This window comes from Burkholderiales bacterium (assembly GCA_015075645.1).
Classification (GTDB): Bacteria; Pseudomonadota; Gammaproteobacteria; order Burkholderiales; family Casimicrobiaceae; genus VBCG01.
The window spans coordinates 421,548-445,530 of record JABTUF010000004.1; the positions used below are offsets into that span (position 1 = coordinate 421,548).

Here is a 23,983-nt window from a genome sequence, read left to right on the forward strand (position 1 = left end):
ACAGCGGATCAAGCCCGACCCACCTCCCCTCCCGTAGGTCGGCCTTCAGGCCGACGCTGTTCCGTCGCATCGGCACACATCCCGTCGGGCTGAAGCCCGACCCACAGCGGATCAAGCCCGACCCACCTCCCCCCGTAGGTCGGCCTTCAGGCCGACGCTGTTCCGTCGCATCGGCACACATCCCGTCGGGCTGAAGCCCGACCCACAGCGGATCAAGCCCGACCCACCTCCCCGCCCGCAGGTCGGCGTCTTCAGGCCGACGCTGTTCCGTCGCATCGGCACACCTCGGCTGAAGCCCGACCCACAGCGGATCAAGCCTGACCCACCTCCGGCACGTAGGTCGGCCTTCAGGCCGACGCTGTTCCGTCGCATCGGCACACATCCCGTCGGGCTGAAGCCCGACCCACAGCGGATCAAGCCCGACCCACCTCCCCTCCCGTAGGTCGGCCTTCAGGCCGACGCTGTTCCGTCGCATCGGCACACATCCCGTCGGGCTGAAGCCCGACCCACAGCGGATCAAGCCCGACCCACCTCCCTCCCGCGGTCGGCCTTCAGGCCGACGCTGCTCCGTCGCATCGGCACATCCGTCGGGCCAGGCCCGACCCACAGCGGATCAAGCCCGACCACCTCCGTCCCGGGGTCGGCCACGGGTGACGCTGTTCCGTGCGCATCGGCGCCATCCCGTCGGCTGAAGCCCGCAGCGCGCTAGCGGATCGAGCGCCCGACCACCTCCCGCGTAGGTCGGCCTTCAGGCCGACGCTGTTCCGTCGCATCGGCACACATCCCGTCGGGCTGAAGCCCGACCCACAGCGGATCAAGCCCGACCCACCACCCCTCCCGTAGGTCGGCCTTCAGGCCGACGCTGTTCCGTCGCATCGCATCGTCCCGTCGCCAGCCCGACCCACAGCGGATCGAGCCGAGATTCTCCCGTAGGGTCGACCATCAGGCCGACGCGTTCCGTCGCGGCGGCACGGCCGACGGGCTGAAGCCAGCTCGTCGCCCGACCCACTACCCCTCCCGTAGGTCGGCCTTCAGGCCGACGCTGTTCCGTCGCATCGGCACACATCCCGTCGGGCTGAAGCCCGACCCACAGCGGATCAAGCCCGACCCACCACCCGTCCCGCAGGTCGGCCTTCAGGCCGACAGCGCATCCCGCCGTCCTGGGCTGGCCTTCAGGCCGACACTTTTCCTGGGACTGGGAGACTGGGCAGCGATCGCGTCGGCCAAACCCGAGTCAGACACTCGGGAACTTCCGGCCCGGATTAGCACTCTCACCCCGCGAGTGCTAAAATGGGTGCCGAACAGGGGCCCCGACGGGAGTCCCCGGTTCCTGGACGAAAGGAGACGATCGATGACCGGTTCCGCGCTGGCGTTCCCGACCCCCGCGTCGCTCGGGAGTCTGGACCACTACATCCAGGCGGTGAATCGCTTCCCCCTGCTCACGGCCGAAGAGGAGGCCGAACTCGCGCGCCGCTGGCGCAGCGAGGAGGACGTCGAGGCCGCGCGCGCGCTCGTGCTGTCGCACCTGCGGCTCGTGGTGGCCGTGTCGCGGCACTACCTGGGATACGGACTGCCGCAGGGCGACCTGATCCAGGAAGGCAACATCGGCCTGATGAAGGCGGTGCGCCGGTTCGACCCCGAGCGGGGTGTCCGGCTGGTGAGCTTCGCGCTCCACTGGATCAAGGCCGAGATGCACGAGTACATCCTGCGCAACTGGCGGCTCGTCAAGGTCGCGACGACCAAGGCGCAGCGCAAGCTGTTCTTCAACCTGCGCAGCATGAAGGCCTCGTCGCACGCGCTCACGCACGCGCAGGCGGCGGAGATCGCGCGCACGCTCAACGTGAAGCCCGAGGAAGTCGTCGAGATGGAGACGCGCCTCTCCGGTCACGACATCGCGCTCGACCCGACGCCCTCCGACGACGACGAGTCGAGCTACGCGCCGATCGCCTGGCTCACCGACGGCGAGGACGAGCCGGCGCAGATCCTCGAGCGCAAAGAGGCCGAGGAAGGCCGCTCCGAGGGACTGAAGCGCGCGCTCGGTAGGCTCGACCCGCGCAGCCGCCGCATCATCGAGGCGCGCTGGCTGAAGGAGAGCGACCCCGCGACGCTGCAGGAACTCGCCGACGAGTACGGCGTGTCGGCCGAGCGCATCCGGCAGATCGAAGCCAAGGCGCTGAAGCAGATGCGCGGCGCGTTCCCGCTCGCGGCCTGACCGTCCCGCCGCTCCACGACGAACGCCGGCCTCGCGCCGGCGTTCTCGTTTGCGCTGCCGTCTCGATGCCGGCGGGTCGCGCAGGACGCCGGGGGCTCGTGGCCGCTACAACTCGACCTGGGTGCCGAGTTCCACCACCCGGTTCGCCGGGACGTGGAAGAAGTCGGAGGCCTTGATCGCGTTCTTCGACATCGACGAGAACAGGCGCTCGCGCCACATCGCCATGCCGGGACGCACCGACGGGATCAGCGTCTCCCGCGACACGAAGAACGACGTCTCCATCATCTCGAAGCGGAACCCCGACCGGTCCGCGAGTTCCATCACCTCGGGCACGTCCGGGTCCTCCTTGAAGCCGTAGTACGCGCGCATCCGCGTGAACTCGCAGCCCAGGTCCTCGATCTCGAGGCGCTCGTCGATCGCGACGTACGGGATGTCCCGCGTCACGACCGTGAGGAACACGACGCGCTCGTGCAGCACCTTGTTGTGCTTGAGGTTGTGCAGGAGCGCGTGCGGGACCTGGTCGGGCGTCGAGGTCAGGAACACCGCGGTGCCCTCGACGCGCACCGGCGGCGCGAGTTCGATCGACTGGATGAACTCGCGCAGCGGCAGCGCGTCCTCGGAGAGGCGGTCCATCAGGACCTTGCGTCCGCGCTTCCAGGTCGTGAGGAGCGTGAACACCACCGCGCCGATCAGGAGCGGGAACCAGCCGCCGTCGGGGATCTTGAGCGAGTTCGACGCGAGGAACGCGGTGTCGATCAGCGCGAGCGGCGCGGCGATCCCGAAGGCGACCAGGCGCGGCCACTTCCACAGCCGGCGCATCACGAAATAGATCAGGATCGAATCGATCAGCATCGACATCGTGACCGCGATCCCGTACGCGCCGGCGAGCGCGCTCGAGCTCTGGAAGCCGACGACCAGGAGAGCGACCGCCACGAGGAGCGTCCAGTTGATGAAGGGCACGTAGATCTGGCCCATCGTCTTCTCGGAGGTGTGCCGGATCGCGATTCGCGGGCAGTAGCCCATCTGCACCGCGGCGCGCGCGATGGAGTAGGCGCCGGAGATGACGGCCTGCGACGCGATCACCGCGGCCGCGGTCGCGAGGACGACGAGCGGCGGGAGCGCCCAGCCCGGCGCGAGCAGGTAGAACGGATTGCGGATCGCCGTCGGATCCGACAGGAGCAGCGCGCCCTGCCCGAAGTAGTTCAGCACCAGCGCGGGCATCACGAAGAAGAGCCACGCCCGCCGGATCGGCTTCACGCCGAAGTGCCCCATGTCCGCGTAGAGCGCCTCCGTCCCGGTGACCGCCAGCACGACGGCGCCGAGCGCGAGGAACGTGGCCCTCGGGTGGTTCACCGCGAAGCCGACCGCGTGGGTGGGCGAGAGCGCCGCGAGCACCGAGGGGTTGAGCCAGAGCTGGTGGATGCCGAGGAGCGCGAGCGCGACGAACCACAGGGCGCAGACCGGCCCGAAGAGCGCGCCGACCGATCCGGTCCCGTGCTTCTGGATCGCGAACAGCGCGATCAGGATGACGAGCGCGAGCGGCACCACGTACGGATCGAGCGCCGGCGTCATCACCTCGATGCCCTCGATCGCGCCCAGCACCGTGACCGCGGGCGTGATCATCGCGTCGCCGAAGAACATCGCCGCGCCGAAGATCCCGAGTCCGACGAGCCACCAGCGCAACCGGCTCTCGCGCGCGAGCCGTCCCGACACGAGCGCGGTCAGCGCGAGGATGCCGCCCTCGCCGCGGTTGTCGGCTCGCATGATCAGCGTCACGTACTTGAAGGTGACGATGATCATCAGCGCCCAGAACACGATCGACAGCAGGCCCAGCACGCTCTCGGCGTTGAGGACGAGGCCGTGGTGCGGCCCGAACACCTCGCGCATCGTGTACAGCGGCGAGGTGCCGACGTCGCCGAACACGACGCCGATCGCGCCGAGCATCAGCACGCCCATCGGCTGACGGGTTCCGGGGGCCTCCGGCGCGCTCATCGAAGGGACGCCGCGCCGTCAGCCCGGCGGCGTGCTGTCGTCGCCGCGGCGGGAGAAGCGGATGTTGAGCTGCTTCAGCTTGCGGTAGAGGTGCGTGCGTTCGAGGCCCGCCTTGTCCGCGACGCGGCTCATGTTGGCCTGCTCGCGGCCGAGGAGCTGCTCGAAGTAGATGCGTTCGAAGGCCTCGCGCGCCTCGCGGAGCGGCAGGTCGAAGAAGCGCGCGGTCAGCTCCGGGGCGACCGGCCCGCCGCCGGACGCGGCGGCGGATTCACCGATCAGGCGCTTCGCGTGGTCGGGCGAGATGTCGCCGCGCAGGAGTTTCAGGTTCGACACGACATTCGCGAGCTGGTCGAGATTGCCCGGCCAGTGCGCGTTCGCGAGCGTCGCGAGCGTCGCCGGCGGCAGGGTCGCGAGCAGCGGCTCCCCGGTGCCGCCCTCGCGCCAGTACCGCTCGATCAGCGGAGGGATGTCCTCGCGGCGCGCGCGGAGCGGCGGCAGCATCACCGATCCCGACGACAGCGCCGACAGCAGCGCGGCGTCGAAGCGTCCCTCGGCCGCGAGCGCGCCGAGGGGCTCGGCGGACGTCGCGACGAGCCCGATGCCCGGGCGCTCGAGCTTGGTGAGCAGGAACGCGAGGCCCTTCTGCTCCGCCTTCGAGTAGGCGCCGATCTCCGCACAGTAGATGGCGCCCTCGCCGGCATCCTCGAGGAGCGAGGCGGGGCCCGCGGCGAGACGCGCTCCGTCCGCGAGCGCGACCCACGGCGCGTCGCTCGCGCGCAAGGCCTGGGCGGCCGCATCGTGTCCGGTGCCCGGTTCGCCGAGGATCAGGATCGGCCGGCGCGCCGCGAGCAGGCCCTCGAGCTGCCGTTCGGCCTCGCGCACCGGCGCGCTCGTGCCGAGCGCCGAGAGCGACACGCGCCTCGGTTCGCGCGCGGCGGCGGACTTGAGCGCGCGCGCGATCGTGCCGAGGAGCTTGGCGAGGCCGATCGGCTTCTCGAGGAAGTCGAACGCGCCGATGCGGGTGGCCTCGACCGCGGTCTCGATCGTGCCGTGGCCCGACATCATGACCACCGGCATCGTGAGGAGCCCGCCGCTCCCCCATTCGCGCAAGAGCGTCACGCCGTCGGTATCGGGCATCCAGATGTCGAGCAGCACGAGCGAGGGCTGCGTCCGCGCGCGGTAGGCGCGCGCCTCGTGGGCGTTCTCGGCCACCGCGACGCGGTACCCCTCGTCCTGAAGGATCTCCGACAGGAGTTCCCGGATGCCGACCTCGTCGTCGACGACGAGAATCTCTCGCGCGAGCGCGCTCATCGGACCGTCTCCGCCGACATGGCTGCCGCGCGTCGTTGCGCGCCTTCGACATTCGTCATCGTCATGCCTTCGCCAGCGGGAGGGTGATCGCCACGCGTGCGCCGTGCGGCGCGAGGTTCGAGATCGAGACGCGGCCGCCATGCTCGTCGACGATCTTGCGCACGATCGCGAGGCCGAGCCCGGTGCCTTTCGCCTTGGTGGTCACGTAGGGTTCGAACGCGTGCGCGAGCACGTCGGGCGGGAATCCCGGCCCGCCGTCCGCGACCGTGAGCGTCGCCTCGCCGGCGTCCGCCGCGGCGCGGAGCGCGACCGCGCACGACGCATCGTCGCGGTCGGCTTGCGCCTCGATCGCGTTCTTCAGGAGATTGTGCAGGACCTGGCGCAAGCGCGTGGGCTCTCCCTGAACGACGACCGGAGCGCCCGGAAGGTCCAGCGAGACGGCGGGTCGCAGATTGTCGTACAGGGCGAGCACGTCGAGCAAGAGGGCGGAGAGGTCGACCGCCTGCATCTGGCCGGGGCGCGGCTGCCGCGCGTAGACCGCGAAGTCGTCGACCATGTGCTTCATCGCCGCCACCTGGCTCACGATGGTCTGCGTGCCGCGCTTCAGCGTCTCCTGGTCCGTGCCTTCGAGCCGACTCTCGAGCTTCACGGCGAGCCGCTCGGCGGAGAGCTGGATCGGCGTCAGCGGATTCTTGATCTCGTGTGCGAGGCGGCGCGCGACCTCGGCCCAGGCGGCGTCGCGCTGCGCCTGCACGAGTTCGGACACGTCGTCGAACACGACGATGTAGCCGTGCGGCTCCCCGGGCAGCCGCGAGCCGCGCATCAGCAGCGTGCGGGAGAGATTCCCGACCGCGCAGGGCGCCTCGCGCTGCCACTGGCCCTCGCGCGCGCCGCGGAAGCCCTCGGCGACGAGTTCCGCGAACGGCGCGAGCGAAGGCAGGCGGCGCCCCCACTCGGAGAGCGGCACGCCCGCGAGCTCGGCGATCGGCTGCTGCAGGATCACGCTCGCGCTCGGGTTCGCGGTGCGCAGGCGCTCGCGGTCGTCGAACGCGAGCACGCCCGCGGAGAGGTTGCCGAGGATGCTCTCGAGGTAGGCGCGCGTGGTCTCGATCGCGCGGCGCGACTCCTCGTCGCGCGCGTGCGCGTCGGCGAGCTGGCCGGTCATCGTGTTGAACGACTCGGTCAGCACGCCCAGCTCGTCGCGCGAGGTGACCGGCTGGCGGCGCGTGAAATCGCCCTGCGCGACCGCGCGCGTGCCTTCGGCCAGGAGGCCGAGCGGCGCGCTGAAGCGCTCCGAGAGCACGACCGCGAGCCCCAGCGCCGAGGTGAGCGCGAGGAGCAGCGTGAGGGTCAGCGTGAGCGCGTACAGGCGCTCGAGCGCCTGCCGCGTGAACGCGATCTCCTGGTAGTCGCGGTAGCCCGCCTCCGCCTTCTCGATCTCCTGCGCGAGCGAGCGGGGCACCGGCTCGATCAACTGCAGGAAGCGGATGGGCTCGCGGCGGTCGGCGCTGTTGACCGGGACGACCACGCGCAACTGGAATCCGCCGGCGGGCAGCGGATCGATCGACGAGTACGGGAGCTGCAGCCGCGCGCGTCGCGTCGCCTGCGCGGGCGGCGGTTCCGGCGACACCGGGCCGCCCGCCGCGCCCGCCACGGCGAGCACCCCGCCCGAGGCCGAGAAGAGCGCGGCCTCCGACACTCCGAGCTGCTCGGTCGCGCGCGACAGCACCAGCGCGCTCTGGCCGGTCGCCTCGCCCAGTTGCTCGGCGATCTGCGTCGCCTTGTTGGTCGCCTCGCGCGCGAGGTAGTCGAGCGCGTTGCGGGACAGCGCGAGCCCGCCTTCGAGCGCGCGGTCGACGCGCACGTCGAACCAGCTCTCGATCGAGCGCCCGAGGAACTGCACCGACACCGCGTAGACGAGCGCGCCGGGCAGGACCGCGACCAGCGCGAACAGCAGCACGAGCCGCGTCGCGAGCCGCGAGCCGAACACGCCCCGGCTGTAGTTGCGCCGCAACCGCCAGAGCTGCCCACCCACGACGAGCATCAGGAGCCCGACCAGCGCGACGTTGATCACGAGGAGCGTGTCGTAGCCGCGCGCGAAGAGCTGCGTGTTCTCGGTGGCGGTCGCGAGCAGGAACAGCGCGATCGCCGAGACGCTCGCCGACGCGATCAGGAGCCAGCGCAGACCGCGCGGGGTGAAGAGGCCGGTCAACGGAACCTCGGGCCCGGCTGCGCGCGCGGCGATCCGGCCCGGGCGGTCGCGGTGCCGCGGTGCCGGGGGCGGTGCGGGGCAAGGGAGGTCGATGCGCTCATGGCGCGAACGAGAAACGCTTCCAGTCGCTCGCGAGCTGCCACTCGCGCGAGGCCAGCGCGTTCACCTGGAACGGCTTGGGCAGCTGATTCACGTCGAGCCGCAGCCGAACCGCCACCTCGTAGCGCACCCCGGCCTGCAACTCGTCGGCGCGCAGGATCGGCCGCGAGGTCACGCGGCCGATCAGCCGCTCGACCTCGGCGATCGACGCGAGATTCTGCGCGAAGAGCCCGCTCGCGACGCGGTACTGCTGCGTCAGCGGCGCGTAGGAGACCCGCCAGGTCGTCGCGGTCGAGTGCACCTTCTCGTCGAGCCAGTACCAGCGCGGCCGCGCGAGTTCGACGTCGAGCACGAAGTAGAGCGGCACGCCCTTCTGCAGCGCCTCCTCGAGCGTCGGGGTGAACGCGATCTCGAACTCGGCGTTGAGCACGACCTCGCCGTCCTCGACGCGCAACTCGGCGGTCTTCACCGGGATCGTGTCGGCGCGGGCGGCACCCGCCAGCGCGCCGAGCGCCACCGCCGCCGCCAAACCGAGCGCGCGCCGCCGCGCGGGATCGTCGGGCGCGGCGGAACGGAACGGGGTTGGCCGGGTCGTCATGCCTCGGGTGAGGGCGGACCCGCAGCGTGCACGGTCGCGCATCGCGCGAGGCCGGGGCGTCACGCCTTGCGGAACCGCGCGTAGAAGAAACCGTCCTGATTGTGGGGCGCGCCCGGGAGCGAAGGCAAGAGTTGCCCCCCGCTCCCGCGCGCATCGGCCGGGAAATCGCAGCTTTCGCGCAACGCATCGGGGGTCCGGGCGGCGAAGGCCTCCGCCTGCGTCTCGTTCTCCTCGACGAACACCGAGCAGGTGACGTAGAGGAGCGTCCCGCCCCGCGCGAGGCAGCCCCACAGCGCGTCGAGCATCGCGGATTGCACCCGCGCGAACGACGCCACGTCGCTCGCGCGGCGCAGCCACTTGACGTCGGGGTGCCGGCGCACGATCCCCGACGCCGTGCAGGGCACGTCCGCGACGATGCGGTCGAACGGCACGCCGTCCCACCACGATGCGGGTGACGCCGCGTCGCCGGCGGCCACCTGCACGCGGCGGTCGGCGAGCCGCAGGCGTGCGAGATTCTCGTGCACGCGCACGAGCCTCGACGCGTCGCTGTCGAGCGCGAGGAGCGCGACGTCGGCGCGCTCGAGGACGTGCGTCGCCTTGCCGCCGGGCGCGGCGCAGGCGTCGAGCACGCGCTCGCCGTCGCGCGCGCCGAGGAGATGCGCCGCGAGCTGCGCGCCCGCATCCTGCACCGAGAACGCGCCCTCGTCGAAGCCGGGGAGTTCGCGCACCGGCCGCGCGGCCGCGAGGATCACGCCGCTCTCGCCCACCGGTTCGCACTCGACCGCCGCCGCGCGCAGGCGCGCGACGAGCGCCTCGCGCGAGTTGACGCGCAGGTTCGCCCGCAGCGTGAGCGGCGGACGCGCGTTGCCGGCCTCGAGGATGCGCTCCCACTCGCCCGGCCAGTCGCTTCGCACGCGCGCGATCCACCAGCGCGGATGCGACCAGCGCGCGACGGGCGTCGCGTTCACGCGCGCGAGCACGCCGTCGCGCTCGCGCAGGTATCGACGCAGCAGCGCGTTCGCGAGACCCTTCGCCTGCGGCCGCACCGCGTCGCCGGCGGCGGCCACCGCCCGGTCGACGACCGCATGCGGCTCCGCGCGCATGTGCTCGAGCTGATAGAGCGCCACCGCGAGGATCGCGACCAGCATCGGGTCGCCGGGCCTCTGGTGCGCGAGCGCGCGCACGATCGCCTCCAGCGTCCCCCAATGGCGCAGCGTCCCGTAGGCCAGTTCGTGCACGAACGAGCGCGCCGGCGACGCCTGCGCGGCCGAGTCCTCGAGCGCCTTCGCGAGCGTCGTGCCGGCCATCACGCGCACGATCGCGGCGGCGGCCTGGCGCTGCGAGGCGTCCATTCCGAGCGTCACGTCGCGGCGCCCGTCGTGCCGGGACCGAACCGCGCGCCCGGGCCGATCCCTCGCCCGACGGCCCAGGCTGCGGCCGTCATGCGGCGGCCACCGGCCGGCTGGACCTCGAGCAGGCGCAGGGCCGTGCGCCCGTCCGCGCCGCACGCGACCGTGAGCGCGCCCGGATCGACCGCCGTCACTTCGCCGGGAGCGCCCGCGCGCGTCGCCGCGCATGGTTGCGCGCGCCAGATCTTGACGGGCTCGTCGCGACATCGCGCGTGTGCGCCGGGCACCGGGTCGAACGCGCGCACCTGCCGGTCGAGCGTCGGCGCGTCGCGCGTCCAGTCGATCGCGGCGTCGCTGCGACCGACTTTCGCCGCATAGGTCGCGCCTTCCGCCGGCTGCGGCGTCGCCCGCAGCGTGCCGGCCTCGGCGAGGCGCCCGAGCACCGCCACGATCGCCTGCGCGCCGGCCTCCGCGAGCCGGTCATGCAGCGTCCCGGCAGTCTCGCGGTCGCGGATCGGCAGTTCGACGACGTCGATCATCGGTCCGGTGTCGAGGCCCGCGTCCATCTGCATGATGGTGATCCCGGTCGTGCGGTCGCCGGCCTCGATCGCGCGGACGATCGGCGCCGCGCCTCGCCAGCGCGGGAGGATCGATGCGTGGATGTTGAGGCAACCGTGACGCGGCCAGCCGAGGATCGCCGGCGGCAGGATCAGGCCGTAGGCGGCCACCACCAGGACGTCGAGCGCGACGTCGAGCGCCGGGGCGCGACCGGCCTCGGACTTGAGCGAGACGGGCTGCAGCACCCGCAGACCGAGCTCGTCCGCCAGCGCCTTGACCGGCGGGGCCTCGACCGCGAGGCCTCGGCCTTTCGGCCGATCGGGCTGCGACAGGACCAGCGGTATCGTGAAGCCGGCCCGGGCGATCGCGTCGAGCGCCCGTGCGGCGAACGCCGGGGTCCCCGCGAAGCCGACGCGTAGGGTGCCGATGACGATTCTCCCGAACTCGAGTTGCCGCCGGTCCCCGCGGCGCCCCGCGCAAGGGCCGGGCGGAGCCCCGTCAGCCGGCGAGCCGCTGCTTCTTGCGCAGCTTCCCGGCGAGCCGCGCCCGCTTGAGCGGCGACAGGTAGTCGACGAACACCTTGCCCTCGAGGTGGTCCATTTCGTGCTGAATGCACACGGCGAGCAGCCCTTCGGCGTCGAGTTCGAAGGTGGCCCCGTCGGCCCCTTTGGCCCGGACGCGGATCTTCGCCGCCCGGACGACCTTGTCGTAGTAACCGGGGACCGACAGGCAGCCTTCCTCGCGCTCGGCCTCGCCCTCGGCGGCGAGGATCTCGGGGTCGATGAACACGCGGAGGTCGTCACGCGTTTCTGAAATGTCCAGGACAATGACGCGTTTGGCGACGTCGACCTGGGTTGCGGCGAGGCCGATCCCGGGGGCGGCGTACATGGTTTCCGCCATGTCACGGACCAGGCGCCGGATCTCCGGCGTGACCGTGCCGACCCGCGCGGCGACCTTGCGGAGGCGCGGATCGGGGTACTCGAGGATCGGCAGCATCATGATCGCTGGACAAATGCAAGTGCCGGATGCAGAATCTTTTCCAAGTCCTTATTTTGCGGCGGTTTAGGACAAACGCAAGCTCGGACCGCACCGAAGAGGTCTTATGCGTCAACAGTTTACCATGGGGAGGCGGCTCGCCCTCGCGCTCGCCGCCGGCGCGATCATCGGCGCGTGGCCCGCGCGCGCGGCCGATCCGGTCGTGCTCGCGGAAGGGGCGCCTTCGTCGTACACGGTGCAAAAAGGCGACACTCTCTGGGGGATTTCGGGCAAGTTCCTCAAGGATCCGTGGCGCTGGCCGGACGTCTGGCGGATGAACCGCGAGCAGATCCAGAACCCGCACCGCATCTACCCGGGCGACGTCGTCGTCCTCGACTACACGGCGGACGGCCAACCCCGGCTGTCGATCGCGCAGGCGCCAAGGGCGGCCCAGGCGAGCGTCGGTGCGGGAACCTGGGGCGACGCGCGGCTCTCGCCGAGGGTGCGCTCCGAGGCGCTCGACGCCCAGGCGATCCCGAGCATCCCGCCCGGCGACATCGAACCCTACCTGACCAAGCCAGTCATCACGCAGACCGCCGGCCTGCTCGACGCCCCCGAGATCGTCGAGGGGCGCGAGCGCGACCGCGTCGTGCGCGGCGCCGGCGACCGCGTCTACGTCGTCGGATTGGACCCCAGGCTCGGCGACCGCTGGTACATCTACCGCCCCGGCCGGGCGCTCGTTTCGCCTTCCGGCGAGGTGCTGGGCTTCGAGAACCGCTGGCTGGGTTCGGTGCGCGTCGAACGCTTCGCCGAGGTCTCGACGGTGCAGATCGTCGAGTCGAACGAGGAGATCTTCGTCGGCGACCGCCTGCTTCCCGTGCCGCGCGAGACGATCGTCAACTTCGTGCCGCGCGCGCCCGACAAGGACCTGCACGGCCGGATCATCTCGTCGTACCGCAACTCGAGCGAGATGGGCCGCGGCGCGATCGTCACGCTCGATCTCGGCCGGCAGCAGGGCCTCGAGGTCGGCCACGTGCTCGCGATCTACAAGACCGTGCCGCCGATCATCGATCCCCGCCCCGACCAGAGCGCGCCGTTCATGCTGCGCTTCCTCGACCAGACGACGACCTTCCTGCCGAAGAAGCAACTGGCGGTGCCCGACGAGCGCGCCGGCCTGCTCTTCGTGTTCCGGGTGTTCGACAACGTCGCCTACGCGATCCTGCTCAACACGACCGATCCGGTCGTGGTCGGCGACGCCGTGCGTCGTCCCTAGCGAAGCGCCGCACACCCCGCGCCGCACGCGGGGCCCCTCGACCATGGGCGAGCCCACGCGCGCGCTGGCTTGGGCCGCGCTCGCCGGCGCGGGGCTCCCCACATCGGCGGCCGTCGCGCTCCTCCGGGCGCTCGGATCCCCGCAGGCCGTGCTCGGCGCGCCGCGCGCTCGCATCGCGTCGATCGCGGGCGCGGCCGTGGCCGAGCGACTCGCGACGCGCGATCCGGAGCGCGAGGCCGCCGCGCGCGCCTGGATCGACGACCCCGCGCACCGGCTGATCGCCTGGGACGACGAGGCGTATCCGCCCTCGCTCCTGGACCTCCCCGATCCGCCGCTCGTGCTCTACGCGATCGGGCGCACCGAACTCTTCGCGAAACCGGCGATCGCCATCGTCGGCAGCCGCCAAGCGACGCCACAGGGCCTCGAGGACGCGCAGGCGTTCGCGCACACGCTCGCCCACGCCGGGCTCACCGTCGTGTCGGGGATGGCGCTGGGCATCGACGCCGCGGCGCACCGCGGTGCGCTCGACGCCCCCGCGTCGACGGTCGCGGTGGTCGGCACCGGCCCCGACCGCGTCTATCCGGCGCGCCATCGCGACCTCGCGCACGCCATCGCGTCGCGCGGCCTCCTCGTCTCGCAGTTCGCGCCCGGCACGCCGCCGCTCAAGGCGAACTTCCCGATGCGCAACCGGCTGATCGCGGGACTCGCCAAAGGCGTGCTGGTCGTCGAGGCGGCGCCCGGGTCGGGCTCGCTCATCACCGCGCGGTTCGCGGTCGAGCAGGGGCGCGACGTGTTCGCGATTCCCGGCTCGATCCACTCGCCGCTGTCGAAGGGCCCGCACCGGCTGATCCGCGACGGCGCGAAGCTCGTCGAGACGGCGCAGGACGTACTCGCCGAACTCGGGCTTCCGGCGACCGCGGACGCGACCGGAGGGCACGGCTCTGTCGAGGCCGATCCCATCCGTTCACGGCTCCTCGACGCCCTGGGCGGGGGGCCGGTCGACCTCGACCGCCTCGTCGCGCGCACCGGCCTCCCCCCCGAGCGCATCGCGTCCTCGCTCGTGCAACTCGAACTCGACGGGCGCGTCGGAGCGCTGCCCGGCGGACGATGGCAGCGCGTGCGCTGAGCGCCGCGCCGGACTTCTCCGCGCGCGGGCGAGCGCGGGCACGCGCGGGAGCGCGCGCACGCGCGCGCGTGGGCGCACGCAGGGAAGCTTCCTTGCCCGACCGCGCGCACCTTATGTAGTATCCGCGCTCCCATGTCCAAGCGCCTCGTCATCGCCGAGAAGCCCTCCGTCGCCGCGGACATCGCGCGCGCGTTGGGCGGCTTCACCCGCCAGGGCGACCATTTCGAGCGCGACGACACGATCGTGTCGTCCGCCGTCGGCCATCTGCTCGAGATCGGAATGCCCGAGGACGAGGAGGTGAAGCGCGGCAAGTGGACGTTCGCCCACCTGCCGGCGATCCCGTCGGCGTTCGCGCTGAAGCCGATCGAGAAGTCCGAGGAGCGGCTGAAGCACCTGCTGAAGCTCCTGAAGCGCAAGGACGTGACGTCGATCGTCAACGCCTGCGACGCCGGACGCGAGGGCGAGCTCATCTTCCGCTACCTCGTCGCCTACGCGAAGACCGACAAGCCGATCCGCCGGCTGTGGCTGCAGTCGATGACGCCCGCCGCGATCCGCGAGGGCTTCGAGGCGCTGCGCAGCGACGCCGCGATGCTGCCGCTCGCGGACGCCGCGACCTGCCGTTCGGAGTCCGACTGGCTGGTCGGCATCAACGGCACGCGCGCGATGACCGCGTTCAACTCGAAGTCGGGCGGCTTCCAGTTGACGACGGTGGGGCGCGTGCAGACGCCGACGCTCGCGATCCTGGTCGAGCGCGAGGAGAAGATCCGCGCGTTCGTCCCGCGCGACTACTGGGAGCTGCACGGAACCTTCCGCGCCGCGGCCGGCGAGTACCCGGGCCGCTGGTTCGACGAGAGATTCAGGCGTTCCGAGGACGATCCCGACGCGCGCGCCGAGCGGCTGTGGGACGAGGCGAAGGCGCGCGCGATCGCCGCGAAGTGCGCGGGCAAGCCGGGCGTCGTCACCGAGGAGTCGAAGCCGTCGACGCAGAGTCCGCCGCTCCTCTACGACCTCACCACGCTGCAGCGCGAGGCGAACGGACGCTTCGGTTTCTCGGCGCGCACGACGCTCTCGCTCGCGCAGGCGCTCTACGAGAAACACAAGGTGCTGACCTATCCGCGCACCGACGCGCGCGCGCTTCCCGAGGACTACCTCGGGACGGTGAAGAAGACCCTCGAGATGCTCTCCGGGTCGAACGCCTTCGGCACCCACGCGCGGCGCGTGCTGAAGGAGAAGTGGGTCAAGCCCAACAAGCGGATCTTCGACAACGCGAAGATCTCCGACCACTTCGCGATCATCCCGACGCTCTCCGCGCCGAAGCACCTGAACGAGCTCGAGGCGAAGCTCTACGACTTCGTGGTCAAGCGCTTCCTCGCGGTGTTCCACCCGCCCGCCGAGTTCCTCGTCACGACGCGCATCACGCGCGTCGAGGGCGAGCCGTTCAAGACCGAGGGCAAGGTGCTCGTCGATCCGGGCTGGCTCGCGGTCTACGGCAAGGAGGCGGCCGACGAGAACGCCTCGCTCGTGCCGGTGAAGCCGAACGAGAAGGTCGCGACCGGGAAGGTCGACGTGCAGAAGCAGACGACGCGAGCGCCGCCGCGCTACAACGAAGGCACGCTGCTCTCGGCGATGGAGGGCGCGGGCAAGGCGATCGAGGACGAGGAGCTGCGCGAGGCGATGCGCGAGAAGGGCCTCGGCACGCCCGCCACGCGCGCCCAGATCATCGAAGGGCTCATCGGCGAGCGCTACGTCTACCGGGAAGGCAAGGACCTGCACCCGACCGCGAAGGCGTTCTCGCTGATGACGCTGCTGCACGGGCTCGGCGTCCCCGAGCTCTTCAGCCCCGAGCTCACCGCGGAGTGGGAGTTCAAGCTCGCGCAGATGGAGCACGGGCAGTTGAAGCGCGACGCGTTCATGAAAGAGATCGTCGCGATGACGAAGCGCATCGTCGCGCAGGCGAAGAACTACGAGAGCGACACGATTCCCGGCGACTTCGCGACGCTCGCCGTGCCCTGCCCGAAGTGCGGCGGCGAGGTGCACGAGCGCTACAAGAAGTTCCAGTGCGTCGACTGCGACTTCGGCTTCTGGAAGATCCTGGGCGGCCGCCAGCTCGAGCCGGCGGAGGCCGACACGCTGCTGCGCGAGCGCTCGGTGGGGCCGCTCGACGGATTCCGGAGCAAGCTCGGCCGACCGTTCTCGGCGAAGCTCAAGCTGAACGACGCCGACGGGGTCGAGTTCGACTTCGGTCCGCGCCTCGACGACGACAGCGCGGAGGCGCCCGACTTCACCGGGCAGGAGCCGCTCGGCAAGTGCCCGAAGTGCGGCAACCGCGTCTTCGAGACGCCCGCCGCCTACGTCTGCGAGCGCGCGGCCGGGCCCGACCGCACCTGCGACTTCCGTTCCGGCCGCACGATCCTGCAGCGGCCGGTCGAGCGCGCCCAGATGGAGAAGCTGCTCTCGACCGGGAAGACCGACTTGCTGCAGTTCGTGTCCGCGCGCACGCGGCGGCCGTTCTCCGCGTTCCTCGTGCGCCAGGACGACGGCAAGGTCGGCTTCGAGTTCGAGAAGAAGGACAAGGCCGCGCGTGGAGCGCCGTCGCGGGCCGCCGCGCTCAAGGTCCTGGGCAAGCATCCGCGCGACGGCGCGCCGGTGGAACTCCACGCGGGACGCTACGGACCGTACGTGAAGCACGGCCCGACCAACGCGACGATCCCCGATCGCGACCGCGCGGAGGCGATCACGCTCGACGAGGCCGTCGCGCTCGTCGACGAGAAGGCCGGCCGCGCCGGCAAGCGCCCGGCGGCGACGACGCGAAGAGCCGCGCGAGAGCGCACGCCGGCGGCGGCACCGAAGGCGCGCAAGCCGACGTCGCGCGCCAGGGCGCCTGCTGCCGACGCGCCGAAGCCCGCCGCGACGAAGACGAAGGCAACAGCGGCGCCCGCGGTGAAGCAGCCCGCCGCGGCGAAGAAGACTCCTGCGGCGAAGAAGCCCGCCGCGCGCAAACCGCCGGCGAAGAAACGGCGCGGCTAGCCGCCGCCGCTCACTGCGGCGCGCAGAACCGGATGTCTTCGGGCGCCCAGCCCAGCGTCGTCGTGAACGCCTCGTAGGTCGCGACGTCGGTCGTGAACCGGTGGTTGGGCGCGCCCGACTGCCCGTTGTTGAACATCCGGTACACCGCGACGGTTCCCGACGGACAGGCGTTGCCTGCGGGCACGGCGACGTGGAACGCGATCGCCTCGTAGATCCAGTCGGGATTCTGCTTGACGGCCGCGCACTCGGCGGCATCGGCGGTGTAGAAGTGCGAGCCCTTCGTGCCGAACCGGCCGGGCGTCGTGAAGAAGCGGCACACCGGCACGGTGCCCGGCGCCGGGCGATTCCATGCGGAGAACCCCGCTCCGGTGCGCGCGAACACGCCCCCGTAGGCGCCGGCGTCGAGTCCCGCGATCTCGTCCGGATTCGCGGTCACGAAGTAGTGGTCCTGCGAGGCGTTGTAGTACTCGATCACCGGGACCTTCACCGCGGGATTCGCGATCGCACCCGCGGCGGCCACCGCGGCCGCCGCGTTCACGATGCCCGCGCCGCAGGTCGACGTCGTGCAATCCGAACCCGCGGGGAACGGCGTCGCGGTCGACGTCAGGATCGAACGCACCTGCGCGGGGGTCAGCGACGGAGCGACCGAAAGCATCAGCGTGACGACGCCCGAGACGAGCGGCGCGGCGAAGCTCGTGCCCGATCCGGTCGCGACGCCGAAGCTCGCGTCGGGGACGGTGGCTCCTCCGTTGGTGAGAAACGCGATTCGCGTGCCCGAAACGAAGCCGGACCCGCCCGGCGCCGCGAGGTCCACGCTCGCGCCCGTGTTCGAGTACGGCGCGCGCATCCCGGTGTTCGTCGTCGCGGCGACCGCGATCGTCGCCGGGCAGGACGACGGCGTGTTCAGATCCGCATTGTCATCGTCGTTGCCCGCCGCCGCGACGATCGCCCGCGTACCGTTGGGCGTGAGCAGTTGCGCGAGCAGCGCGTCGTAGCCCGCCGAACACGTCGTCTCGTCGAGACCGCCCACGCTCAGGTTGATCACCCGCGCGACGTTCGGGTTCGGCGGCACGCCGGGCACGGGAAATCCCGCCGCCCACGCGGCGGCATCGAGGATGTCGGAGTCGTAGCCGCCGCACTTGCCGAGCGCTCGCGCCGGCAGGATCTTCGCCTGCCAGTCGAGGCCCGCGATGGCGCTGCCGTTGTTGGTGTTCGCGGCGACGAGGCCCGCGACGGCCGTTCCGTGCCAGGAGGAATTCTCGGCCTCGCAATCCTCGAAGTCCGGATCGGCGAGGTCGGCGTCGGTGACCCAGTCGCCGGGGTCCGAGGGATCGGCGTCGCGTCCGTTGCCGTCGTTCGCGACCTTCGGGTCGTGGACGAAGTCGTAACCCGGCAGGATGCGTCCGGCGAGTTCCGGATGCGGCAGGATCCCGGTGTCGATGAACGCGACGACGCTCGTCGTCGAACCGGTCGTGACATCCCACGCGGAGTAGGCGTCGATCGATCCGATACCCGCGCCGAGGTACCACCCGGCGTTCGGATCGTTCACCGTGCGCAAGGGCCTGCGGCGGCGGTCGGGAATCGCGATCGCCGCGCCGCCGACGGCCGTCGCCGCGGCCGCGGCGGCGCGAACATCCGTGCCGGCGGGCAGTTCGACCACCTGCGCTCCGAGCGCCATCCGGCGCACGAGCGTCGCCTCGACTCCCAGGTCGCGCCCCATCCGCTCGACCCGGGACTTCGGCGCGAACGCCGCCTCGACGTCATCCGCGGCGTACCGGACGATGAGTCGCGGAGCGGTCGCGCCGGCGACGCCTTCCACGGCGCAGCACAGCAGGATCGCCGCGATCCGGAAGGCGGCACGGGAGGAGCAGGAACGGCGGCGTGTCGTCATCGGTCGCGTATCGCGTGTCCCCCCGGCACCCGATGCGCGCATGGTACCGCGTCGCGCGATCCTGCCCGCGGCAACGCCCGGCTCGCCGTGCGTCCCGGACGCGATTCCGGGCTCCGGGGTGCGGGCGTCGCGGTGCGGCCGCAGATTTGGCACTTGCCAGATTCCATGTTAGTTTGCCAACATTCCGGCTTCCCGGAGGCGTCCCGTGGACTTCATCTTCATGCTCACCCGGCACGACCGCACGGTCGAGGACGCCGAGGACCTGGTCGACGCGGTGGCCGACCTCGGCGTCGTCCACATCGGGATCAAGGACGTGGGCCTCGCGCGGCCGGCGCTCGCGCGCGTCGTGGGCCGCATCCAGGCGCGCGGCGCGATCGCCTACCTCGAAGTGGTGAGCACCGCGCCGTCGTCGGTCGCCTCCTCGCTCGCCGCCGGGGCGGCGCTCGGCGTCGACCGCATCCTCGGCGGCACCGACCTCGACGCCGCGGAAGCCGCGCTCGGCGGCCTCCAGCGCTACTACCCGTTCCCGGGCCGTCCGAGCGGCCATCCGACACGACTGGGAGGCGTGGCCGCCGACATCGAGCGCGACGCGAGGCTCGCCCTGGCGCGCGGCTGCGGCGGCGTCGATCTGCTCGCCTACCGCGCGACCGACGCCGACCCGCTCGCGCTCGTTCGCGCCGCGCGTCGCGGCATCGGCGAGCGCACGCTGATCGTCGCGGGAAGCATAAAGTCCGCCGCGCAGGTCCACGCGCTCGCCGCTGCGGGCGCCGATGCGTTCACGATGGGTTCCGCGGTGTTCGACGGCTCGTTTTCGCCGACGAAGGGCTCGCTCCGCGGACAGGTCCAGGACATCCTCGAGGCCTGCCGCAGCGCTTCCGCGATGGCGGCATGACCGCGGACTCGGCGGCACGCATGTCGCACGTCGCGCGCGTGCCGCAGGGCGACCCGCTGTCCGCGCTCCTGCGCGGCGACTGGATCGACCCGGATACCGGGGCTTCGCGCGGCATCGGCATCGCGGCGATCGCGATCGAGCCGAGCCTTCGAGGCCGGGAGGCCGACCTCGTCGCCGCGCTCGGCTTCGGTCCGCGCATCGCCGTCCTCTGCGACCCGGACACGCGCGAGGCGCTCGGTGCGCGGGTCGAGGCCGCGCTCGCCGGGCTCGGTCGCGTCGAGGCGGTGCGGTTGCCGCGCGATCCGCACCCCGACCTCGAAACCGTCGAGGCCGTGCGAAACGCCACGATGCGCTGCGATGCGATCGTCGCCGTGGGCTCCGGCACGATCAACGACCTCGCGAAGCTCGCGGCCGCGCGCGATGGGAAGCCGTGGGCGGTGTTCGCGACCGCACCGTCGATGAACGGCTACACGTCCGCGAACGCGGCGATCACCGTCGGCGGCCACAAGAAGTCTCTGCCGGCATCGCTCGCGCGCGGCGTGTTCGTCGACCTGGAGGTGCTTGCCGCCGCGCCGCCGCGCATGATCCGCGCCGGCCTCGGTGATTCGCTCGCCCGCTCGACCGCGCAGGTCGACTGGCTCCTGTCGCGCGCGCTCCACGGCACCCTCTATCAGCGCGCGCCGTTCGCGATGCTCGCCGCCGACGAGTCGGCGCTGTTCGAGGCGCCGGAGGCGCTGATGCGCGGCGACGTCGATGCGATGCGCGCGCTCGCGCGCACGCTCCTGCTCTCCGGCATCGGCATGACGCTCGCCGGCGGCAGCCACCCGGCGAGCCAGGGCGAGCACCTCGTCAGCCACTACCTCGACATGCGGGCCTCCGCCGGAGCGCCATCCAACCTCCACGGCGAGCAGGTGGCGGTCGCGACGCTCGCGATGGCGCGGCTGCAGCAGGCGATGCTCGACGGACCCGCGCCGGCGGCAGGCCCGACGCGCATGAGCGTGGCGGCGCTGCGCGCCCATTTCGGCGGCGAGGTGGGGGACGCATGCTGGCGCGACTTCGCGCCGAAGCGGCTCGACGAATCTGCCGCCGCGGCGCTCACCGAACGCATCGCGGAGCGGTGGGAGGCGTTCCGGCGCGAAGCCGCAACGATCCTCGTCCCGGCGTCCACGCTCGCGTCGGTCATGCGCCGCGCGGGCGGGCCGCTCGACCCGCGCGACCTGGGCCTCGACGATCGCGCCTGGGCGAACGCCTTGACCCACGCGCGCTTCCTGCGCGATCGCTACACGTTCCTCGACCTCGCGGACGACGCCGGAAGGCTCGCCGCCTTCGCCGCCACGTAGGCTCGAGACCGCAACGCGGCGGCGCCGATATCATGGTCGTCTCTCGAGCACCCCGCATCCGCCATGGCGACTTCCCCGTCCTCCGAACGTCCCCGTCTGTCCCCCCGGGAGCGCCACGCGCAGATCCTCGCCCTCCTGAGGCGCGACGGCGTCGTGCGCATCGCGACGCTCGCGAAGACGTTCCGCGTGACCACCGAGACGGCGCGCCGCGACCTGGACGAACTCGCCGGCGCCGGCGAGTTGCACCGCACCTACGGCGGCGGCGCGAGCCGCTCGCTGATCGACGAGCCGGGGATCGGGCCGCGCGGGCTCGTGCATCCGGAGGAGCGCACCCGCATCGCCGCAGCGGCGGCGGGACTCGTCGACGACGGTGACGCGCTGATGATCGACGCCGGCTCGACGACGACGCTGTTCGCCACGGCGCTCTCGGCGCGCAACCTGCACCTGACGGTCGTGACCAACTGCCTGCCGGTCGCCGCGGCGCTCGCCGCGGCCGATCGCTGCCGGGTGATCCTGTGTCCCGGCGACTACGTCGCGCGGCAGGGCGGGGTGTTCGGCCCCGAAACGGCGGCGTTCCTGCACCGATTCCAGGCCAACAAGACGTTCATCGGCGCGGGCGGCGTGGACGAGGACGGCATCACCGACGCGGACTCGGCGGGGTGCGCGGTCAAGCGCGCGATGATCGCGCGCGGCGAGCACGCGATCCTGCTCGCGGACAGCGCCAAGTTCGGCGCGGTCCAGTTCGAGCGGGTGGCGCCGCTCGAAGTCCTCGACACCCTGGTGACCGACCGGGCGCCGCCGCGCGCGCTCGCCGCCGCGCTGCGCGGGGCCCGGGTGGTCGTCACCGTCGCCCCCCGTTGACCGGGATGTGGGAGTTGCAACGCCGGCCGTCGCCATGTGCGCCCGGCCGGCGCGCCGCACGCATTGGCGAACACAACATTTTTTATTGTGGTCGCCATTCCCGCGTGCTATTGTCCGCGCACCCCCGGCTCCGGGCATCCGGCCCGCGTCGGCCGGCTCCCGAGGAGGACGGTCATGACGATTCGCAACGCGGCATGGAGGCTGTGCGGCGCGCTCGCGCTGCTCTTCGCCTGCGCGACGGCGCGCGCGGGCGAGATCACCGTCTACACGGCGCTCGAGGAGGACGACGTGCGCGTCTACCTCGCCGAGTTCGCGAAGGCGAGGCCCGACATCAAGGTCAACCTGCTGCGCCTGTCGACCGGCGATCTCGTCGCCCGCATCCTCGCCGAGAAGGCGAATCCGCGCGAGGACGTCATCTGGGGCACCGCGGTGACGCAACTCTCCGACCCGCGCATCCTCGAGATGGCCGAGCCCTACAAGCCGGCCGGCATCGACGCCGTGAAGACCGCGTTCAAGGATCCGCAGAACCGCTGGTTCGCCACGACCGGCTACTTCGCCGGCTTCTGCGTCAACACCGAGGTGCTGAAGAAGAAGAACCTGCCGATGCCGACGTCCTGGCAGGACCTGTTGAACCCGGTGTACAAGGGGCAGATCGTGATGCCCAACGCCGCGAGTTCGGGGACCGGGTACCTGATGATCGTGAGCCTCCTGCAGATGAAGGGCGAGGAGAAGGGATGGCAGTTCCTGCAGGACCTCGACAAGAACATGGCGCAGTACATCAAGTCCGGGTCGCGGCCGTGCAAGATGGCCGCGGCCGGCGAGTACGCGATCGGGCTGTCGTTCGCGTTCTCGGGCGTGAAACAGATCATGGAAGGCTACCCGATCAAGCTCGTCATCCCCTCGGAGGGCGCGGGCTACGAGATCGAAGTCTCGATGCTGATGAAGTCGTCGAAGAACAAAGCCGACGCGAAGCAGTTCCTCGACTGGCTCCTGACGCTCGACGCGGCGAAGCTCTACGGTCAGCGCTCCGAGATGTCGTCGGTGCCCGGCGCGAAGGCGACCCCCGAGGTGCTGAAGGCGGGGCTCCCCGAGGACGTCTCGACGGTTCTCTACAAGGGCATGGACTTCGAGGCCTCCGCGAAGAACAAGGACCGCATCCTCGCCGAGTGGAAGAAGCGCTTCGAGCGTTGATCGCGCGCGCCGGCGGGACCGGTCGAGCCCGCCGGCGCGTCGCGTCGCCCGCCCCGCGCGCGGCGCGCTTCGACGGGCGCTGCTGACGTGACGCTCCTCGCGCTGCGCGGTGTCTCCAAGTCGTTCGACGGCTGCCGGGCGCTCGAGAACGTCGGCCTCGACATCGACGAGGGCGAGTTCGTCTGCTTCCTCGGGCCCTCCGGTTGCGGCAAGACCACGCTGCTGCGCATCGTCGCCGGCCTCGAGGTCCCCGACACGGCCGAGATTCGCTTCGCGGGCCGCGATCTCCTCGCGATCCCCGCGCGCGAGCGCAACTTCGGCATCGTCTTCCAGTCGTACTCGCTGTTCCCGAACATGACGGTGGCGCGCAACATCGCCTACGGCCTCGAGTGCCGCGCCTGGAAGCGCGGGGACATCGCGCCGCGCGTGGCCGAGATGCTCGCGCTCGTGAACCTCGCGGGCGAGGCCGCCCGCCTGCCGCACCAGCTCTCCGGCGGCCAGCAGCAGCGCGTCGCGCTCGCCCGGGCGCTCGCGCCGAAGCCCGCGGTGCTGCTGCTGGACGAGCCGCTCTCGGCGCTCGACGCCAAGGTGCGCGAGGACCTGCGCGGCGAGATCAAGACGCTGCAGTCGAAGCTGTCGATCACCACGATCATGGTGACGCACGACCAGCACGAGGCGATGGAACTCGCCGACCGCATCGTCGTGATGGACCGCGGGCGCATCGAGCAGATCGGCCGTCCGGTCGACCTCTACGAGCGTCCGGCCTCGCGCTTCGTCGCGGGCTTCCTCGGCCGGATGAACCTCGTGCGCGGGATGCACGGACACGAGCTCGCGGGCGTGCGCCCCGAACACGTGGAGCTCGCCCTTCCGGGCCCCGAGTCGGCCGAGCACCGCGCCGCCCGCGTCGTGCGAACCGTGTTTCTCGGGAGCATCACGCGCATCGACGTAACGGTCGCGGGCGATCCGCTCACGCTGGAAGTTCCGGGACGCCGCGACGACCTGGCGCCGGGCACGGGGCTCCGCATCCGCGTGCCCGCGAGCGCGCTGATCCGTCTCGACGATCCGGCGTGAGCGCG

17 protein-coding genes are annotated in these 23,983 nt (G+C 71.7%); 9 read left to right on the forward strand and 8 right to left on the reverse strand.

The annotated features are described in order from the left end of the window. Nucleotides 1-1,351 precede the first annotated feature (1,351 nt). The gene (gene rpoH / locus HS109_12205) at nucleotides 1,352-2,212 is read left to right on the forward strand and encodes an RNA polymerase sigma factor RpoH (protein ID MBE7523135.1); all 861 of its coding nucleotides are present in this window, start codon (nucleotides 1,352-1,354) and stop codon (nucleotides 2,210-2,212) included. 105 nt (nucleotides 2,213-2,317) lie between these two features. On the opposite strand, the gene HS109_12210 is transcribed toward rpoH, so the two are convergent. The 7 genes from HS109_12210 to def form a co-directional block, all read right to left on the reverse strand. Further along, entirely contained in the window at nucleotides 2,318-4,204 is a 1,887-nt protein-coding gene (locus tag HS109_12210) for a potassium transporter Kup (GenBank protein ID MBE7523136.1), read from the reverse strand. A gap of 18 nt (nucleotides 4,205-4,222) precedes the next feature. Then, nucleotides 4,223-5,515: a sigma-54-dependent Fis family transcriptional regulator gene (locus HS109_12215; protein ID MBE7523137.1), complete on the reverse strand. Its 1,293-nt coding sequence runs from the start codon at nucleotides 5,513-5,515 to the stop codon at nucleotides 4,223-4,225. Nucleotides 5,516-5,576: 61 nt separating this feature from the next. After that, complete coding sequence (locus HS109_12220) at nucleotides 5,577-7,700, reverse strand: HAMP domain-containing protein (protein ID MBE7523138.1); 2,124 nt, start codon at nucleotides 7,698-7,700, stop codon at nucleotides 5,577-5,579. 124 nt (nucleotides 7,701-7,824) lie between these two features. Continuing rightward, nucleotides 7,825-8,424: a DUF4390 domain-containing protein gene (locus HS109_12225; protein MBE7523139.1), complete on the reverse strand. Its 600-nt coding sequence runs from the start codon at nucleotides 8,422-8,424 to the stop codon at nucleotides 7,825-7,827. A 59-nt stretch (nucleotides 8,425-8,483) separates the two neighbouring features. Continuing rightward, nucleotides 8,484-9,788: a 16S rRNA (cytosine(967)-C(5))-methyltransferase RsmB gene (gene rsmB / locus HS109_12230; protein MBE7523140.1), complete on the reverse strand. Its 1,305-nt coding sequence runs from the start codon at nucleotides 9,786-9,788 to the stop codon at nucleotides 8,484-8,486. Next, the gene (locus tag HS109_12235) at nucleotides 9,785-10,765 is read right to left on the reverse strand and encodes a methionyl-tRNA formyltransferase (protein ID MBE7523141.1); all 981 of its coding nucleotides are present in this window, start codon (nucleotides 10,763-10,765) and stop codon (nucleotides 9,785-9,787) included. Before HS109_12235 ends, rsmB begins: the two co-directional genes overlap by 4 nt. A 64-nt stretch (nucleotides 10,766-10,829) precedes the next feature. Further along, nucleotides 10,830-11,333: a peptide deformylase gene (gene def, locus HS109_12240; GenBank protein ID MBE7523142.1), complete on the reverse strand. Its 504-nt coding sequence runs from the start codon at nucleotides 11,331-11,333 to the stop codon at nucleotides 10,830-10,832. A gap of 100 nt (nucleotides 11,334-11,433) precedes the next feature. On the opposite strand from def, the gene HS109_12245 reads away from it, so the two are divergent. The 3 genes from HS109_12245 to HS109_12255 all read left to right on the forward strand — a co-directional run bounded on the left by HS109_12245 (nucleotide 11,434) and on the right by HS109_12255 (nucleotide 16,732). Beyond that, complete coding sequence (locus tag HS109_12245; GenBank protein ID MBE7523143.1) at nucleotides 11,434-12,579, forward strand: LysM peptidoglycan-binding domain-containing protein; 1,146 nt, start codon at nucleotides 11,434-11,436, stop codon at nucleotides 12,577-12,579. 43 nt (nucleotides 12,580-12,622) lie between these two features. Next, the gene (gene dprA / locus HS109_12250; protein MBE7523144.1) at nucleotides 12,623-13,705 is read left to right on the forward strand and encodes a DNA-protecting protein DprA; all 1,083 of its coding nucleotides are present in this window, start codon (nucleotides 12,623-12,625) and stop codon (nucleotides 13,703-13,705) included. Nucleotides 13,706-13,837: 132 nt separating this feature from the next. Beyond that, nucleotides 13,838-16,732, forward strand: a complete 2,895-nt coding sequence (locus HS109_12255; GenBank protein MBE7523145.1) for a DNA topoisomerase III — start codon at nucleotides 13,838-13,840, stop codon at nucleotides 16,730-16,732. A gap of 10 nt (nucleotides 16,733-16,742) precedes the next feature. Here the strand turns inward: HS109_12255 and HS109_12260 are convergent, their stop codons facing one another. Further along, a complete protein-coding gene (locus HS109_12260; protein MBE7523146.1) occupies nucleotides 16,743-18,623 on the reverse strand; it encodes a S8 family peptidase in 1,881 nt (626 codons plus the stop codon). 220 nt (nucleotides 18,624-18,843) lie between these two features. On the opposite strand from HS109_12260, the gene HS109_12265 reads away from it, so the two are divergent. From HS109_12265 to HS109_12285, 5 genes are all read left to right on the forward strand, one after another. Next, nucleotides 18,844-19,515 (forward strand): hypothetical protein, encoded by a 672-nt coding sequence (locus tag HS109_12265; protein ID MBE7523147.1) that lies wholly within the window; start codon nucleotides 18,844-18,846, stop codon nucleotides 19,513-19,515. Next, nucleotides 19,512-20,855 (forward strand): iron-containing alcohol dehydrogenase, encoded by a 1,344-nt coding sequence (locus tag HS109_12270; GenBank protein ID MBE7523148.1) that lies wholly within the window; start codon nucleotides 19,512-19,514, stop codon nucleotides 20,853-20,855. The genes HS109_12265 and HS109_12270 overlap by 4 nt, the downstream gene beginning before the upstream one ends. 63 nt (nucleotides 20,856-20,918) lie before the next feature. After that, entirely contained in the window at nucleotides 20,919-21,716 is a 798-nt protein-coding gene (locus tag HS109_12275; protein MBE7523149.1) for a DeoR/GlpR transcriptional regulator, read from the forward strand. Nucleotides 21,717-21,890: 174 nt separating this feature from the next. Beyond that, the gene (locus tag HS109_12280; GenBank protein ID MBE7523150.1) at nucleotides 21,891-22,907 is read left to right on the forward strand and encodes an extracellular solute-binding protein; all 1,017 of its coding nucleotides are present in this window, start codon (nucleotides 21,891-21,893) and stop codon (nucleotides 22,905-22,907) included. 87 nt (nucleotides 22,908-22,994) lie between these two features. Next, nucleotides 22,995-23,978, forward strand: coding sequence for an ATP-binding cassette domain-containing protein (locus HS109_12285; protein ID MBE7523151.1), 984 nt, complete (start codon nucleotides 22,995-22,997; stop codon nucleotides 23,976-23,978). The last annotated feature ends 5 nt before the right edge of the window (nucleotides 23,979-23,983 follow it).